Source organism: Vibrio sp. 2017_1457_13, assembly GCF_030851525.1.
In the GTDB taxonomy this organism is placed as follows: domain Bacteria; phylum Pseudomonadota; class Gammaproteobacteria; order Enterobacterales; family Vibrionaceae; genus Vibrio; species Vibrio metschnikovii.
The window spans coordinates 13,523-27,352 of the sequence record NZ_VHTA01000004.1 but is presented as its reverse complement, the minus strand read 5'-3'; the positions used below and the strand labels follow the sequence as shown (position 1 = coordinate 27,352).

The window sequence follows — 13,830 nt, the reverse complement described above, 5'->3', positions numbered from 1 at the left end:
ACTTTACCTATGCTGATGATTATAGAATGAAATACAGTAATAAACTGTGCTGAGCAGATAAATTTTTACATCGTCTTAAAAATAAGACTAATGATAACGCACGTTAATTTCATCAGCGCAGGATAATATTAACCTTTCAGAGCATCGAGCATGCCCCACATCGGTAAGAAAATGCCAAGGGCAAGCACCAACACCATGCCAGCAACTAAGGTTAATAAAATTGGTTCAATTCGTGCGGTGAGGGTTTTTAATTCATAATCGACTTCACGATCATAAAAATCAGCCACTTCAAGTAATAACTCATCAATCCGGCCCGTTTCTTCCCCCACCGCAATCATCTGCAGCACTAACGGAGTAAAAATATTGGCATTGGCCGCGGTCACTGAGACACTGGTCCCCGCTTCGATCTCACTTTTCATTTTTAGAATCCGATTCTCTAAAAACTTATTTTCCAACGCTTCAGCCGATAAAGAGAGCGACTGGTTGAGCGGCACCCCCGCTTTAAGCATTAAGGAAAAAGTGCGAGAAAAACGGGCTAATTGCGCGCGATTAACAATTCCACCAACAATCGGCATCCGTAAACGAAATTTATCCCACGTTTCAGCGCCACTACGAGTATTGATCCACGTCCGGAATGCAAACAATAAGGCAACTATCGCTCCTATCATCACCATCCAGTAATTAACAAAAAAATTCGACATGCCAATTAAAATTCGCGTCGGTAACGGCAGCTCAACCCCGAAACGACTGAACATGGTGGTAAATTGTGGGATCACTTTTAGGTTAAGAATAAACATCGCCAAGGTGATAAAACTGATCACAAAGGTTGGATAACGCATAGCAGTTTTAATTCGTTTACGGGTTTCCACTTCCTGCTCATAGTAATTCGCCAACTGCAGCAAAGCCTGATCCAGACGACCGGTATTTTCCCCAACATTGATCATTGAGACAAACAGCGGGCTGAAAACTCGACTGTGCATTTGCATTGCCGCCGATAAACTGCGGCCATTGGTCAGCTCTCGGCCAACTTCTTCTAATGCTCGCTGTAACTGCTTATTGGAACAATTTTGAGTTAAGCCACGCATCGAGCGCAAAATCGGCACTCCCGCTTTCGTTAGGCTATAAAGCTGACGACAGAAAATCACCAGAACCTCAAGCGGCAGCGAAGGCATAAACCACGCTTGCCAATCAATCGACGGAGTTTGACTGGATGATTTAGCAGTGATCGCTGTCGGAATAATACCTTTATTGAGTAAGCTTTCGGCAGCCAAATTTTCTGTTGCCGCTTCAACGGTTCCCGAAGCTTTACTGCCATCAGCATGTCGTCCGGTATAGTGGTATCTCGGCATAATCTACTCTGCCTCCTAGAGATGAATCGGCTGATTAAGGCCGGAAATATCCCCTTCACCCAGCGCCATCACTTCATCTAAACTCACAATGCCTTGCAAAGCCAGATCCATCGCGGAAGCTAATAAAGGCTTGTATCCTGCTGAAGCGCGAGCCGCTTTAGCAAAGCCTACTGCGTCGTTTGAGCGCAAAGCATCCATCATATGCGCTTCGAGTTCCAACATTTCAAACACCCCGATCCGTCCTCGGTATCCGGTTAGGTTGCAGCTTTGACAGCCTCGCCCACGCACAAAGGTTGCCGACACTTGGTTAGGAAAACGTACATTCAACCATTGCTGGCGAGCATCATCGAGAGTCTCTTCGGTTTTGCAATCTGGGCAAACTTTACGGATCAGACGCTGCGCGACCACGGCACGCACAGCACTGGCGACGAGGTAACCGGGAGCGCCCATATCAATCAAGCGTAATGCACTATCGATCGCATCATTGGTATGCAGCGTGCTTAACACTAAGTGACCGGTTAACGAGGCACGTAAACCGATTTCGACCGTTTCTTGGTCACGCATCTCACCGACCAAAATAATGTCTGGGTCTTGACGTAAAAATGTTCGCAGTAAGGTTGAAAAATCTAAGCCAATTTTAGGATTCACTTGCACTTGATTGAGGCGAGGAATGCGATACTCAACCGGGTCTTCTGCCGTGAGGATCTTTTTACCCGCTTCATTAAGTTCCGATAATGCACCATACAAGGTGGTGGTTTTACCCGACCCTGTCGGGCCGGTGACTAAAATCATTCCGTAAGAGCGTTTGAGTTGCTTACGTAAGCGCAGGAGTAAATCCTCTGGTAAACCAGATTCTTCCAGTTTACGTACGCCACTGGTTTGGTTAAGCAAGCGCATCACCACCGATTCGCCATATTGCACAGGCATGGTCGATAAGCGAATATCCACCGATTGCCCCTTGGCACGAATATTAAATCGCCCATCTTGCGGTAGGCGTTTTTCGGAGATATCTAAATTGGCCATCAGTTTAAGACGTAGAACTAAGGCTGAGGCGATATTGACTTCATTAAGTAGGGTTTCATGTAATACCCCATCAATTCGCTGCCGAATGCGCAAAATATTGGCATCGGGCTCAATATGAATATCGGATGCGCCAACTTGAATCGCATCTTCAAACAGTGAATTGATCAGTTTAACTACCGTGACATCTTCGGTTTCCTCACCGGAAATGGCGTAATCAAACGCGTCATTTTCTTGATGTTCTGCTTGCAAACGTTCAGCAAATGAAGCGATTTCTTTCGTACGACGATAGTAGCGATCAAACGCTTCAACCAATTGCTTTTCTGGCGCAATCGCAAACTCAAATTGATAGTCAGACAATTGATTGAGTAATGATTCTTGTGCAAAGAGATCCGCAGGATCACTCATAACCACTCGCAATAGATTGCCTTGCTTGCTCATCACCAAGGCCCGTAAACGCCGCGCATGAACTTCAGGGAGGATTTGTACTGCATCAATGTCAACGTGAGCGCGATTAAGATCAATCAGCGGAATAAACAGTTGCTGAGATAAAAAGCTAAGCATTTGTTGCTCGGTTACAAAACCAAGCTCAATTAAGGTAGCGCCTAATTTACTGCCTGTCTGCTTTTGGGCCGCCAGTGCTTGTTGCACTTGTTGCTCAGTAATGATCCCTTCTTCAACCAAGAGATCCCCAAGACGCTTTCTAAGTTTAATTTGCAAGATTCGTCTCCTCGCTATGAGTCAGCGCTTGTAAACGTTCACGAATAAACTGGTGAGATTGAGAGGATAACCCGACATGGTTCAATGCTTGTTGATAAGCGTACTTCGCTTCGCTCCATTGCGCTAAACGCTCTTGAGTAATCGCCAAGCCTAGCCACCAGCGTCCATTGCTCGGTTCTTGCTCTGCCAACAATCGATAACTCTGCAAAGCGATATCATCGACTCGATTGCGCTGAGCAACTGCCGCTCGCAGCGATAAATACTCAATCGATGGGTTAGCGGGTAAATACGCGAGTGGAGTCAGCGCCGCTTGACTTTGATCTTCTTTGAGTAACATTCGAGCAAGCGCAATGCGTAACGTTTCTCCCTCATGATTGAGTTGCATCCCACGTTGCAACAAATCAAACGCTTTTCTTAATTCACCTTTACCATAATACAGTGCAGCCAACTGTTGACGCACGCCTTCATCTAAAGGGGTGTGACGTAACGCTTCACTGTAACCATTCACGGCTTGGTTAAAATCATTATGTGCCAGCGCTCGCTCCGCGCGAGCTACGGCTTTATGGGCCAATTGCTCTGGCGTTAGCTGTACCGATTCAATCGACATCTGAGCAACAGCAATGTCGGGAACATTCGTAACCGTCGTGGCTGGCGCTTGTGCTGTTTTTACTCCGCTCAGCGCGGGCACACTGCGCTCTTGCAAAACCGCTAAAGGAGCGATTGGAGCAGAAACCGTCTGCGGCGCTGAATCAGATTGAGAAACCTCTGGTGATACCGTTCGCGTAGCCGAAGCCACCCGATACACAGGAACCGCGGGCATCTGAGTATTTTGAGTCGGTGAAGGCGGCATCGAGACTTCAAGATGATTCTCAGTCAGCCTAGGGGAAGCGGTGACCGACAGCGAATGTTGGCCATTAGAGGCATCTAACGAGGTCGCTTGCCAAGAAACGGCCCACCCACCGACAGCAACACTCACCGCAAAACCCGCCAATACCCATACCCAAGCTGGACGAGCAGCGACAGGAGCGACCTTAGCTCGCTCTATACCCGCTAAACCATTCGGTTGCTTAGTCACCAATTGCGATAACGCTTTATTAATCACACTCATTGCTGACTCCATCCCCAAAACAGCGGGGTTTTAAATTTAGGTTTACAAGTATCAAACGTATCATGAATCGCATCAAATACATGGCCATTGGAAACCGAAGGTTGTTGAGCATAAAACGCTAATAATAAGGCCTTATGGCTTACCTGATTTAATAAACGAGGAATGCCGTGACAGGCTTTCCATAACGCTTTTTTCTGTCGGCGAGAAAATAATGGCTGCTGGCAACCCGATTTTAATAAACGGTTATCAATATAAGCGATTGACTCGGCCAACGATAACGGTCGCAAGTGAGCACTAAAGGTGATCCGTTGACGAAATTGCCTTAAGTGATGTTCTGCCAATCGACGATCAAGTTCGGGTTGTCCCAGTAAGACAATTTGTAACAGCTTACTCTGTTCAGTTTCTAAATTGCCCAGCAATCTTAAGGTTTCGAGCCCTTCATCTTGTAAAGCCTGAGCTTCATCCACAATAACCACTACTCGTTGCCCTTGTTGATGGCACGCCAATAACCGAGTTTGGATAGCTTCAATTAGTTGCAACTCTGGCACGTCAGGCAATTGCAATTCATTGGCAATAGCGCGGCGTAATTCCGCGCCGGTTAACAGCGGATTCGGCAAATAGAGCCAAAGGATCTCGTCACTCATATGGGTCAATAGCATCCGACAAACCATGGTCTTTCCTGTGCCGACTTCTCCGGTCACTTTGACGATCCCTTCTCCCATCGTCAACGCACCACTGACGGTTTGAATCGCTTCATAGTGAGGTGCCAGCCCCAAAAACAACTGCGTATCTGGGGTGAGATGAAACGGTAGCTGCTCAAAACCAAAGTGTGCTAAATACACGGCTGATTTATCTCCCCGATGAACACGACGTGTGACGACCAATCACTATTGGGAATCAGGAAACCATTCTTGCAATAAGTCTCGTGAACGTTCTAACTCTTTTTGCCACGTATTGACCCCAACGACTGTCGGCTTGAGTAAAATCACCAACTCCGTTTTTTGGGTCACATTGGAGGTTTGGCGGAACAGATGCCCCAACAGTGGTATATCACCAAAAAACGGTACCTTAGAGGTTTGATTCATGGTATTCGATTTCATTAAACCACCAATCACGACCACATCGCCATCTTGTGCTCGAATCACCGAATCAGACTCACGAATTGAGCTACGCGCTAACGGTAAAGTAATGATTCGATCGTTAAATTGCACCGATTTCTTCTGCTCTTCCACTTCAATCACCGAAGGGTGAACATGCAAAAAGACATACCCATCATCATCAATTTGCGGCGTCACATCGAGTGAGATACCCGAGAAAAATGGGGTTAATTGAATATTGGGAGCGACGTTGGCGTTATCACCAGTACCGACTTCACTAGTCAGGTCAGTCACATAATATTCATCGGTGCCGACTTTAATCACTGCTTTTTGGTTATTGGCAGCCGTGACTCGCGGGCTAGACAGGACATTAAGATCGCCTTGCGTCGACATAAAACTTAGCACTGCATCAAAGCTGCCACTTTTGACAACCAGATTGGTCTGCCCACCTAACAACGTACCAATCGCATCCATCCCCGGTAAGCTAGAGACTGGATTAGATATAACCCCCTGACCTAACTGGTAATTATTGCCATTAGATGAAAAGGTTTTTGACCAATTGATCCCTTGTTGGAAACCATCATTTAATGTCACTTCAAGAATTTTCGCTTCAAGGATCACTTGACGCTGAATCCGTAAATGAGACATATCGAGAAACTGGCGAACCTCACGAATTTCGTCTGGGTAAGCGCGCACGGTGATCACTGACGCTTGTGGTGTGACCATCACACTCTGACCACTGCCCGACCCAATTAATCGACCAATGGTACTTTCTAATTGCTGCCAAAAATTACTTTCACTGATGGTTTCAATTTCCGTTCCCCCACGGGAAGCATTATTATTACTTGAACCGGTATTATTACTTGAATTGTTGGATGAAGTCGGGTTAGTCACCGTTCCGGTACTGATTGACGTAATGGAGCGTCCACTACGCTGAAATTGCAAATAATCCACCGGTATAGTGACCGTTCTTAACCCAGCAGGATAAACTTGTAGCACTCTGCCGACTTTTTCGACTTCAAAACCATACAAATCTCGCACCACCGCCAGCACTTCATCTAAAGTCACATTGCTTAGGTTCAAGGTAATCTGCCCAGAAACCGCAGGATGAATGGCGACGCTGTAGTCACTGCCTTTAACCAAACTAGTGAAAAAAGCGGCGGCATCAACTTGGTTAGCTTGCACTCGAAAACGAGCAATATGCAGCGGCTGCTCACGGCTTCTGTCGACTAACTCAGGCATTAAATCTGCTTCAACAGAGGCGGGTAACTGTTGTAGTTGGCGACTATTGGCCTCATTAATTGCTTCGTTCAAGGCTTGCTTTATTTCCACCGGATCTCGGTGCCCCATAGCGCAACCCGCTAAAGTGGTAACCATTACTGCGATAACAACTTGACGCATCATTTTTATACCCTACTCTTTGATATCCAGCGAAAATAACTGCAGTTGCCAAGTCTGCTGCCCTTTAGTTAACGTCACCTGCTCCTCACTGACTTGCTTAACCCGATAGCCATCGATCTCATCGCCTGTAGACAATACTTGTTGATTAAGCGTTGCGTAACAAGCTTGCTGGCAAACAATGCTCTGCAATTCAGGCAATGCCGTGGTCACGGATGATACCGCACCAGCGCTAGAGGAACGTCCTCCGAGAGGCGCTGTCGGATCTTGGGCGGCGATGGCACAAGAGCTCATCAACACCATCAGTATTGCGCTATATTGAATGTTAGCCACCGATAAACTCCTTCTGCGTACCGAGCGTGTACACTTCAAGTAACAGTCTCGCTTGTGGATGCTCGCCTACTTGATAGTGAAAACGTCGCCAATAATAACGAACCGGTAAGTTCTCTAACGCCTGTAAATAATCACGAATCGCAAAATAGCTACCTGTTAGTTCGATACGCACCGGATGAACAAAGTAGCGTTCGGCCCCCACCACAGGCTCTTGGAGAGCAATCGGCTCTGCGGGTAATGAAATTAAACTTTCCAATTTCAATCGCTGGCTTTTTTCTAACACTTCCTGCAATAGTGAGGCCATTTGTGACGGAGAAACTAAGCTGCCGACTTTTTCCGCTAACTGCTCTGTTAATTGATGGTGATAAGCTTGTAATTGAGCGAGCTCAATGTCGATATCCGCATCCGGATTGGTACTGAGTTGATGTTGTAACTGTTGGATAGTGTTTTGCATACTTTGCTGATGAGTTTGCAAACTCATCAAACGATTGGTTTGCATTTGATGCTGAGCAAGTAAAGGATCAACCAGCCAAGTTTGTATCGATAATACAATGATCACCAATCCACACAGACTGATAAGTCCCTTTTCGCTGTTTTTTCGCTCAGCAAATAGATGACTGAGCGTTTGCCAATATTGACTCATTATCTCGCTCCTTGCTGAGTTTTCAGTTCAAATGTCACCAGATCTTGCTCATTGCGCCCCATGGTTAAACGTTCAAAATTACGGCCGACTAACGGCGTTTGCTGCTTAAATTTACCGATCCAGTACGGGATAACTTTAGCTTCGGTAGCTAAACCTTGAATATCTAACCGATTGGGAGAAATCTCGATATGAGTCAGCGAAATATCACGATGAGCGACGCTCGCTAATGCGTTCATGATTCCTGAGTAACCTTCTTGCTGGCTGTGTGTAAATTGATCCATTGCGCTTAGCGAAGCTTGCTGACCTGCAATCTGCCGTTTTATACGTTCGATGGCCGCAACTTTTCCTGCCGAAGGACGATGTTTGGCTTGTTGTTGCTGAAGCTCTGCCAACTGTTGATTCAAACGATCCGTCTGTTGCTGAGCCAACGCGACCTGCTGATCCAATTGAGTAGTTTGATAAGCGTAAAAACCAGCAACCGCCAACATGACTAGCGTGACACCACTCAGTGCTACGATAACATTACGCAGAGAAAAGTGATCGGTCTTAGGATGCAAGTGCCGCGGATAAAAGTTTAATGTAGGCCGAGTCATTAAAGGCAGATAATGAGCTAATACCTGCCCAGATAACGGCGGTTGTTGCTCTTCAGATAAAGGGCTCGCTTTAACGTTCAGCCGTTCATTCAGTGCCGCCACTAATTGGGTATGATCTTCATCATCACAGCACACTTTAAGCTGATGGAGCGCGACACCCTTTAATTGCGAAGAGAGGTAATCAATTGAGCGTTGGAGTTCAAGCGCTAAGCCATCCAATTGCAATGCTGGGCTCGTTTCCCCAGTCACTGGCGCGACCACACCACGTAAAGTGCGCTGAAAATAACAACGCTGGTCAACAAAGGCATCTAACTTAAATTGGCCTTCTCTGCTGCGTTGTAATAATAAAAAGTGTGGCGTTTGAACGCTGTTAGCCCAAATCTCTTGCTCAGGGATCACTTGCCCTAATTGGTAGCCAATGCTTTGTAATGCTTGGGCAAGCTCTAGAATAACCTTAATACTGATCACATAAGCTTGGATTTTGTTACTACCACTTAACTCATAAGCATCAGCGACAATCTCAGTGGGTTTTTCACTGATCAAATCTTTGAGCAAAAAAGGCAGCGCACCAGACCACTCTTCGCGTGGCACTGCTGGCTTATCCATTTGATAACATTGGTATAGTTGAGCGTGTAACACCACGTCCACGACATCACCCTTAACGGGATTGGCTTGCAGCGCTTGACACAGAGAAGTTAACCAAGCCCCGTCTCTGAGCGGATAACGCGTCGCAAGAGGGGAGTCTTGAGTAGCAGAGAAATAAATCGCGTCCGGCTGTACAACCGCAAATAATTTGCGGTCTTGCTGCGCTCGACGAGTGATTTTATGAAACAGCGTATTCATCTTCATTTTTCTCTACTTAGTCCGCCATCGATTTCTTTTGCCCGGCTTGACAGAGGGCTGTTCAGTACTGGGAGCCACAATCCAAGGCTGCTCTGCAGCAAACCATCGACCTTGTCCACCATGAATGCCAAGGGCAATTAACATTTGCCATTCGGCTTGCGTTTCCACTCCCACAGCGATCACTTGGGTACTGGTTCCCCCGCACACTCCGATCATACTGCGCACAAACAGTTGATTCTCGTGCCGTTGATCAATATTTTTAATTAAGCTGCGGTGTAATTTAAGGTAATTAATTCGTAAATCTTTAATGTAATGAGTCGCAACGATCGTTCGTCCCGCTTGACCAACCACCAATTTACATCCCAACCCCGCAATCATTCTTAGCACTGGACGCATATAATCTAAATGTTGCACTAAACGCCCCTCAGCAAACTCAAAAGACAACCGAGTGCGTAAAGCATAAGGTAACTGCATGATTTCATGACGAAACCAACGCCAATAGTGTTTATCGGCAAAGGGAACAACATGTAAATTAATCGAGTAATGCTCTGTCGATGCTTGGTTTTTCAATAATTGTAGTACACGGACGAAGACTGCGCGATCAAGCATCGCTTCGTAACCAACGGTTTCTAAAGCAGAATTAAAACGTGAGGCCTTGAGCATGCCTTGGACTGGATCATAAATGCGGACAAACAGCTCATCGTGAATCAATGTTAATTGATTCTCTTCGCTAATTAAATAACACGGCTGCCGGAATAAACGAATTTTCTCAGGAATGAGACTTTGTTCGAACAAGGTTCGCCAGCGTACGCTACCGCGCTCGTCATCCACCGTAACCAACTTCTTAAACCGGCTCCACGCATTACAGCCTTGCATCTGCGCACTACGTAACGCGGTTTCTGTTTCATCAATGATTCGTCCACGTCGTTCACCCTCTTGGTACATACTCATTCCAATATGGAACCAGTTTTCTCGCTCTAAAGGATAAGGCGGGCTTAGGCGCTCAAGCAATTTTAGACATTGGCTCGCCACATGACTGACATCTTTAGAGGTTTGGTGAGGCATAAAAATCGCGAAGACCGAGTCATAATAGCGTGACAGAACCACATCGGGATAACGGGCAATGACATTTGCAATACATTCACCCACTTCAACGATAAAATCATCAATGATGACTTTTCCTTGCTGCTCACGCGCAGTATCCAGTTCATCGAGCCGGATCATAATGACCCCACCACGAGCACCACTTTCCAGTAAAGCTGATTCTAATTTGCTATCAAACAGAACTCGATTAGCGGCGCCAGTCAATTGATCAAGAAAGGTTTGACTACGAATAAAGCTATCAAATCGACTTCGCTCTTGACGAGCATCTTGTAGCTCTTCAATCAGTACATCGATAGCTTCACTCGCCGTATAAGGCCACTCTCGTTGATCTCCTTTGGCATACTGCTCAACACGTCCGGCTAAAATCATCCGTCCGCGCTCTTCCAATAACTCAGACCCTAATAACTGTTCACGCAACCATTTTGTCGCTCGGACCAAACAAAAAATGACCAGTCCAATCGCTAAAGTGATCGACCACATGGCACCAAAAGAGTAGTTATACCCTAGATAGGGTGGTACTGCTTTAAAATGAATGACGTAACTGGGATGACTCGGTAATGGGAAGGTCATCTGAGTTAAGCGATCGGCTGTGATTCTCGATGTGTTATCATAAAAACGATAGACAATCTCGGATGACGTGGTGAGTTCGAGCTCAACAATACTCGATGCCTGAAGTATTTTTGGCATCCAATCCGGCATTGAGTTTGCCGCTTGCGGATCGTGTAACTCTTGATCGACAACGTCAACAATCCCACTTAAATAGTGTTTGAGATAATCTTGTCCCATACGCTGAAACGAGAGTGCACCACCAATAAATAAGATGAACATGGCACTGGTGACAATTAAGGTCACAAAAGCGACTAAACGTGTGCTCAATTTAAGCGTTGGCGTATACCGCATGAAGCTGAATTCCCTTCTTAATTCATCGGCCATAAAAGTAAGATTAGTGAGCCCTGAATTTCTTGAAGTCACTCAATGATTTGGGCTTATCCTTAACTATATAAAAAAGCCGCGAACTTCGCGGCTTTTTTTGAAAATCAAATGGCTAGAACGGGATATCGTCATCAAAATCCATCGGCGGCTCATTATATTGTGGCTGAGCTTGCTGAGGTGCTGACTGCTTCGGTGATTGCTGCGCTGAAGGTTGTTGTGGCTGTCCCCAGTTACTTTGTTGACCTTGAGGAGCCCCCTGTCCAGGCGCTGCACCTTGCTGACGACCACCCAACATTTGCATAATGCCATTATAACCTTGCACCACAACTTCCGTGGTATAACGATCTTGGCCGCTCTGATCTTGCCATTTACGCGTTTGTAATTGACCTTCGATATAAACCTGCGATCCCTTACGTAAATATTCGCCCGCAACTTCAGCGAGTTTGCCATATAAGGCTACGCGGTGCCATTCCGTTCTTTCACGTTGCTCGCCAGTGGTTTTATCACGCCAGCTTTCTGAGGTTGCCAGAGTGATATTTGCTACCGCAGCACCACTTGCCATATAGCGAACTTCAGGGTCAGCCCCTAAGTTACCGACCAAAATTACTTTATTTACGCCACGGGTTGCCATGTTCTGCTCCGTCATCAAATTTGGTTTTTTAATATTGTGCTAAAGAATAACACGCTTTGTGACTACTACCAATCTCCGCTCTTAATCTGTTATCAGCAAAAGAGAAAATCCAGACACGCTGATCATTTTTTCGATCCTTGTCGTTATTTCAAGTTTTGATAATAGTATCATTTACTTAGCTCGTGGATATGTTACGCAAAGCGTTGATTAACCGTTCGTATCGTACCTCATCTTTCGGCATGCTGAACAAACCGTGTTTGTACATCAATCAGGATGAACCCTATGCCCAAATCGAGTTACGCGCGCACCATCTACTATCTGACCACAGACGTAAATCAATCGACTCCGAGTCGGTTACAAAAAGCATTTCATCTACTCGCGATCCCTATCGAAAAAGTGGAGCCTGAACCGTTAGTACAACAATACCGACACAGTAAACACAAGATACTGCTGCTCGATTATCAAGATCATCGCACTATCCGTCATCGACTTGGCCCTTTAAAGCTGACCACTCACTATCTGGAAACCATTTTGTTCAATGTTGATAAACGACTACCGACCGATCTATTAATCAGCTTTGGGAATTTAAAGGGACTCTTTTATCAAACCGATAGTGCGGAGCAACTTTCCCATGGCTTGGCGCAGATCATTAATGGCCAAAATTGGTTGCCTCGTCATGTTTCGAACCAATTACTGCATCATTTTCGTTACGCCTTTCATGAGCAACATACCAAAGCCACTCTCGATCTTACGGTTCGAGAAATACAGATTTTACGCTGTTTGCAAGCGCAAGCTTCCAACGATGATATTGCGAAGAACTTATTTATCAGCGAACTAACCGTAAAATCTCATTTGTACCAAATTTATAAAAAACTCGCGGTAAAAAACCGCGCACAAGCGATATCTTGGGCCAATCACCATCTTTTTCAGTAATGATATCGGGCTGTTAGGATGTTATCGAAAATAGGTAGCGTTGCACATTTTCGATAACCCAACACAGAATGTGCTCAATCACACGATCAGAACATGATAAAGTTAGCCTATTGTTGCGCATTAAGCTTATCAAGCAAGATCAACAACCTTTATGGGCTTACAGCGACTGCACTTTAATAACAATAGGGTTCTGACTAATGATTAATAAATGCCTTTTTCCTGCGGCCGGCTATGGTACTCGTTTTTTACCCGCGACCAAATCTATGCCAAAAGAGATGATGCCAGTGGTGAATAAACCATTGATCGAATATGGGGTTGAAGAAGCGATTCAAGCCGGTATGACTGGAATGTGTATTGTTACCGGACGGGGCAAACACGCAATCATGGATCACTTTGATATGAACTATGAGTTGGAACACCAAATTCGTGGTACCAACAAAGAAGAACTGCTGATCGATATTCGACAAATTATTGATACTGCTCACTTTACCTACATTCGTCAACGTGAAATGAAAGGCTTAGGGCATGCCATTTTAACGGGCCGCGAGCTTGTCGGTGATGAACCTTTTGCTGTGGTTCTTGCCGATGATTTATGTGTCAATGCTCAGCAAGGAGTCTTAGCACAAATGGTCGCGCTGTATAAACAATTCCGCTGCTCGATTGTTGCGGTGCAAGAAGTGCCTGCAGAAGAAACACATAAGTACGGTGTGATTGCTGGTGAGATGATCAAAGACGATCTGTTCCGTGTCGATAACATGGTTGAAAAACCAGAGCCGGGCACAGCGCCGAGTAATTTAGCGATCATTGGGCGCTATATTTTAACTCCTGATATTTTTGATTTGATTGAGCAAACCGAACCTGGCAAGGGTGGCGAGATTCAAATCACCGATGCGCTACTCAAACAAGCCCAGTCTGGCTGTGTATTGGCTTATAAATTTAAAGGCCAACGTTTTGATTGCGGTAGCGTCGAAGGCTATATCCAAGCAACCAATTACTGCTTTGAGCATTTATACCAACAGAATGAACAAAAAGTAGCACTCGCGAAACAATCAACTACTAAAGGCTAATCATTCAGGGTTAGTCAGCACTTTATTGACGGAGCCCTCTGGATAACGGCTCCGTTTT

At 45.6% G+C, this 13,830-nt stretch carries 12 protein-coding genes; 2 read left to right on the top strand and 10 right to left on the bottom strand.

All coding sequences use genetic code 11. The annotated features are described in order from the left end of the window. Positions 1-128: 128 nt before the first annotated feature. From FKN88_RS06210 to FKN88_RS06165, 10 genes are all read right to left on the bottom strand, one after another. Positions 129-1,349, bottom strand: a complete 1,221-nt coding sequence (locus FKN88_RS06210; protein WP_306687364.1) for a type II secretion system F family protein — start codon at positions 1,347-1,349, stop codon at positions 129-131. 15 nt (positions 1,350-1,364) lie between these two features. After that, positions 1,365-3,089, bottom strand: coding sequence for a GspE/PulE family protein (locus FKN88_RS06205; protein ID WP_170904749.1), 1,725 nt, complete (start codon positions 3,087-3,089; stop codon positions 1,365-1,367). Beyond that, a complete protein-coding gene (locus FKN88_RS06200; RefSeq protein ID WP_154169284.1) occupies positions 3,079-4,197 on the bottom strand; it encodes a lipopolysaccharide assembly protein LapB in 1,119 nt (372 codons plus the stop codon). Before FKN88_RS06200 ends, FKN88_RS06205 begins: the two co-directional genes overlap by 11 nt. Further along, on the bottom strand, positions 4,194-5,039 hold the full coding sequence (locus FKN88_RS06195; protein ID WP_170906586.1) for an ExeA family protein: 846 nt from the start codon (positions 5,037-5,039) through the stop codon (positions 4,194-4,196). The genes FKN88_RS06200 and FKN88_RS06195 overlap by 4 nt, the downstream gene beginning before the upstream one ends. Positions 5,040-5,084: 45 nt before the next feature. Further along, a complete protein-coding gene (mshL, locus tag FKN88_RS06190) occupies positions 5,085-6,695 on the bottom strand; it encodes a pilus (MSHA type) biogenesis protein MshL (RefSeq protein WP_154170706.1) in 1,611 nt (536 codons plus the stop codon). A 12-nt stretch (positions 6,696-6,707) separates the two neighbouring features. After that, entirely contained in the window at positions 6,708-7,025 is a 318-nt protein-coding gene (locus tag FKN88_RS06185) for an MSHA biogenesis protein MshK (RefSeq protein WP_306687363.1), read from the bottom strand. Then, a complete protein-coding gene (pilO, locus tag FKN88_RS06180; protein ID WP_004396111.1) occupies positions 7,018-7,668 on the bottom strand; it encodes a type 4a pilus biogenesis protein PilO in 651 nt (216 codons plus the stop codon). The genes FKN88_RS06185 and pilO overlap by 8 nt, the downstream gene beginning before the upstream one ends. Further along, a complete protein-coding gene (locus FKN88_RS06175) occupies positions 7,668-9,110 on the bottom strand; it encodes a hypothetical protein (RefSeq protein WP_040904713.1) in 1,443 nt (480 codons plus the stop codon). Before FKN88_RS06175 ends, pilO begins: the two co-directional genes overlap by 1 nt. Positions 9,111-9,116: 6 nt before the next feature. Continuing rightward, positions 9,117-11,108, bottom strand: coding sequence for an RNase E specificity factor CsrD (gene csrD, locus FKN88_RS06170; protein WP_154169288.1), 1,992 nt, complete (start codon positions 11,106-11,108; stop codon positions 9,117-9,119). Positions 11,109-11,253: 145 nt separating this feature from the next. Further along, positions 11,254-11,772, bottom strand: coding sequence for a single-stranded DNA-binding protein (locus tag FKN88_RS06165; RefSeq protein ID WP_004396114.1), 519 nt, complete (start codon positions 11,770-11,772; stop codon positions 11,254-11,256). A 282-nt stretch (positions 11,773-12,054) separates the two neighbouring features. On the opposite strand from FKN88_RS06165, the gene FKN88_RS06160 reads away from it, so the two are divergent. Both FKN88_RS06160 and galU read left to right on the top strand, forming a co-directional pair. Then, entirely contained in the window at positions 12,055-12,705 is a 651-nt protein-coding gene (locus FKN88_RS06160) for a LuxR C-terminal-related transcriptional regulator (protein WP_004396115.1), read from the top strand. A 197-nt stretch (positions 12,706-12,902) separates the two neighbouring features. Then, positions 12,903-13,772, top strand: a complete 870-nt coding sequence (gene galU / locus FKN88_RS06155; RefSeq protein WP_154169290.1) for a UTP--glucose-1-phosphate uridylyltransferase GalU — start codon at positions 12,903-12,905, stop codon at positions 13,770-13,772. The last annotated feature ends 58 nt before the right edge of the window (positions 13,773-13,830 follow it).

Coding starts and splice junctions, on each gene's coding strand:
- FKN88_RS06200 (WP_154169284.1), bottom strand. CDS start 4,197: ATGAGTGTGATTAATAAAGCGTTATCGCAATTGGTGACTAAGCAACCG.
- FKN88_RS06175 (WP_040904713.1), bottom strand. CDS start 9,110: ATGAAGATGAATACGCTGTTTCATAAAATCACTCGTCGAGCGCAGCAA.
- galU (WP_154169290.1), top strand. CDS start 12,903: ATGATTAATAAATGCCTTTTTCCTGCGGCCGGCTATGGTACTCGTTTT.
- FKN88_RS06160 (WP_004396115.1), top strand. CDS start 12,055: ATGCCCAAATCGAGTTACGCGCGCACCATCTACTATCTGACCACAGAC.
- FKN88_RS06210 (WP_306687364.1), bottom strand. CDS start 1,349: ATGCCGAGATACCACTATACCGGACGACATGCTGATGGCAGTAAAGCT.
- mshL (WP_154170706.1), bottom strand. CDS start 6,695: ATGCGTCAAGTTGTTATCGCAGTAATGGTTACCACTTTAGCGGGTTGC.
- FKN88_RS06165 (WP_004396114.1), bottom strand. CDS start 11,772: ATGGCAACCCGTGGCGTAAATAAAGTAATTTTGGTCGGTAACTTAGGG.
- csrD (WP_154169288.1), bottom strand. CDS start 11,108: ATGCGGTATACGCCAACGCTTAAATTGAGCACACGTTTAGTCGCTTTT.
- pilO (WP_004396111.1), bottom strand. CDS start 7,668: ATGAGTCAATATTGGCAAACGCTCAGTCATCTATTTGCTGAGCGAAAA.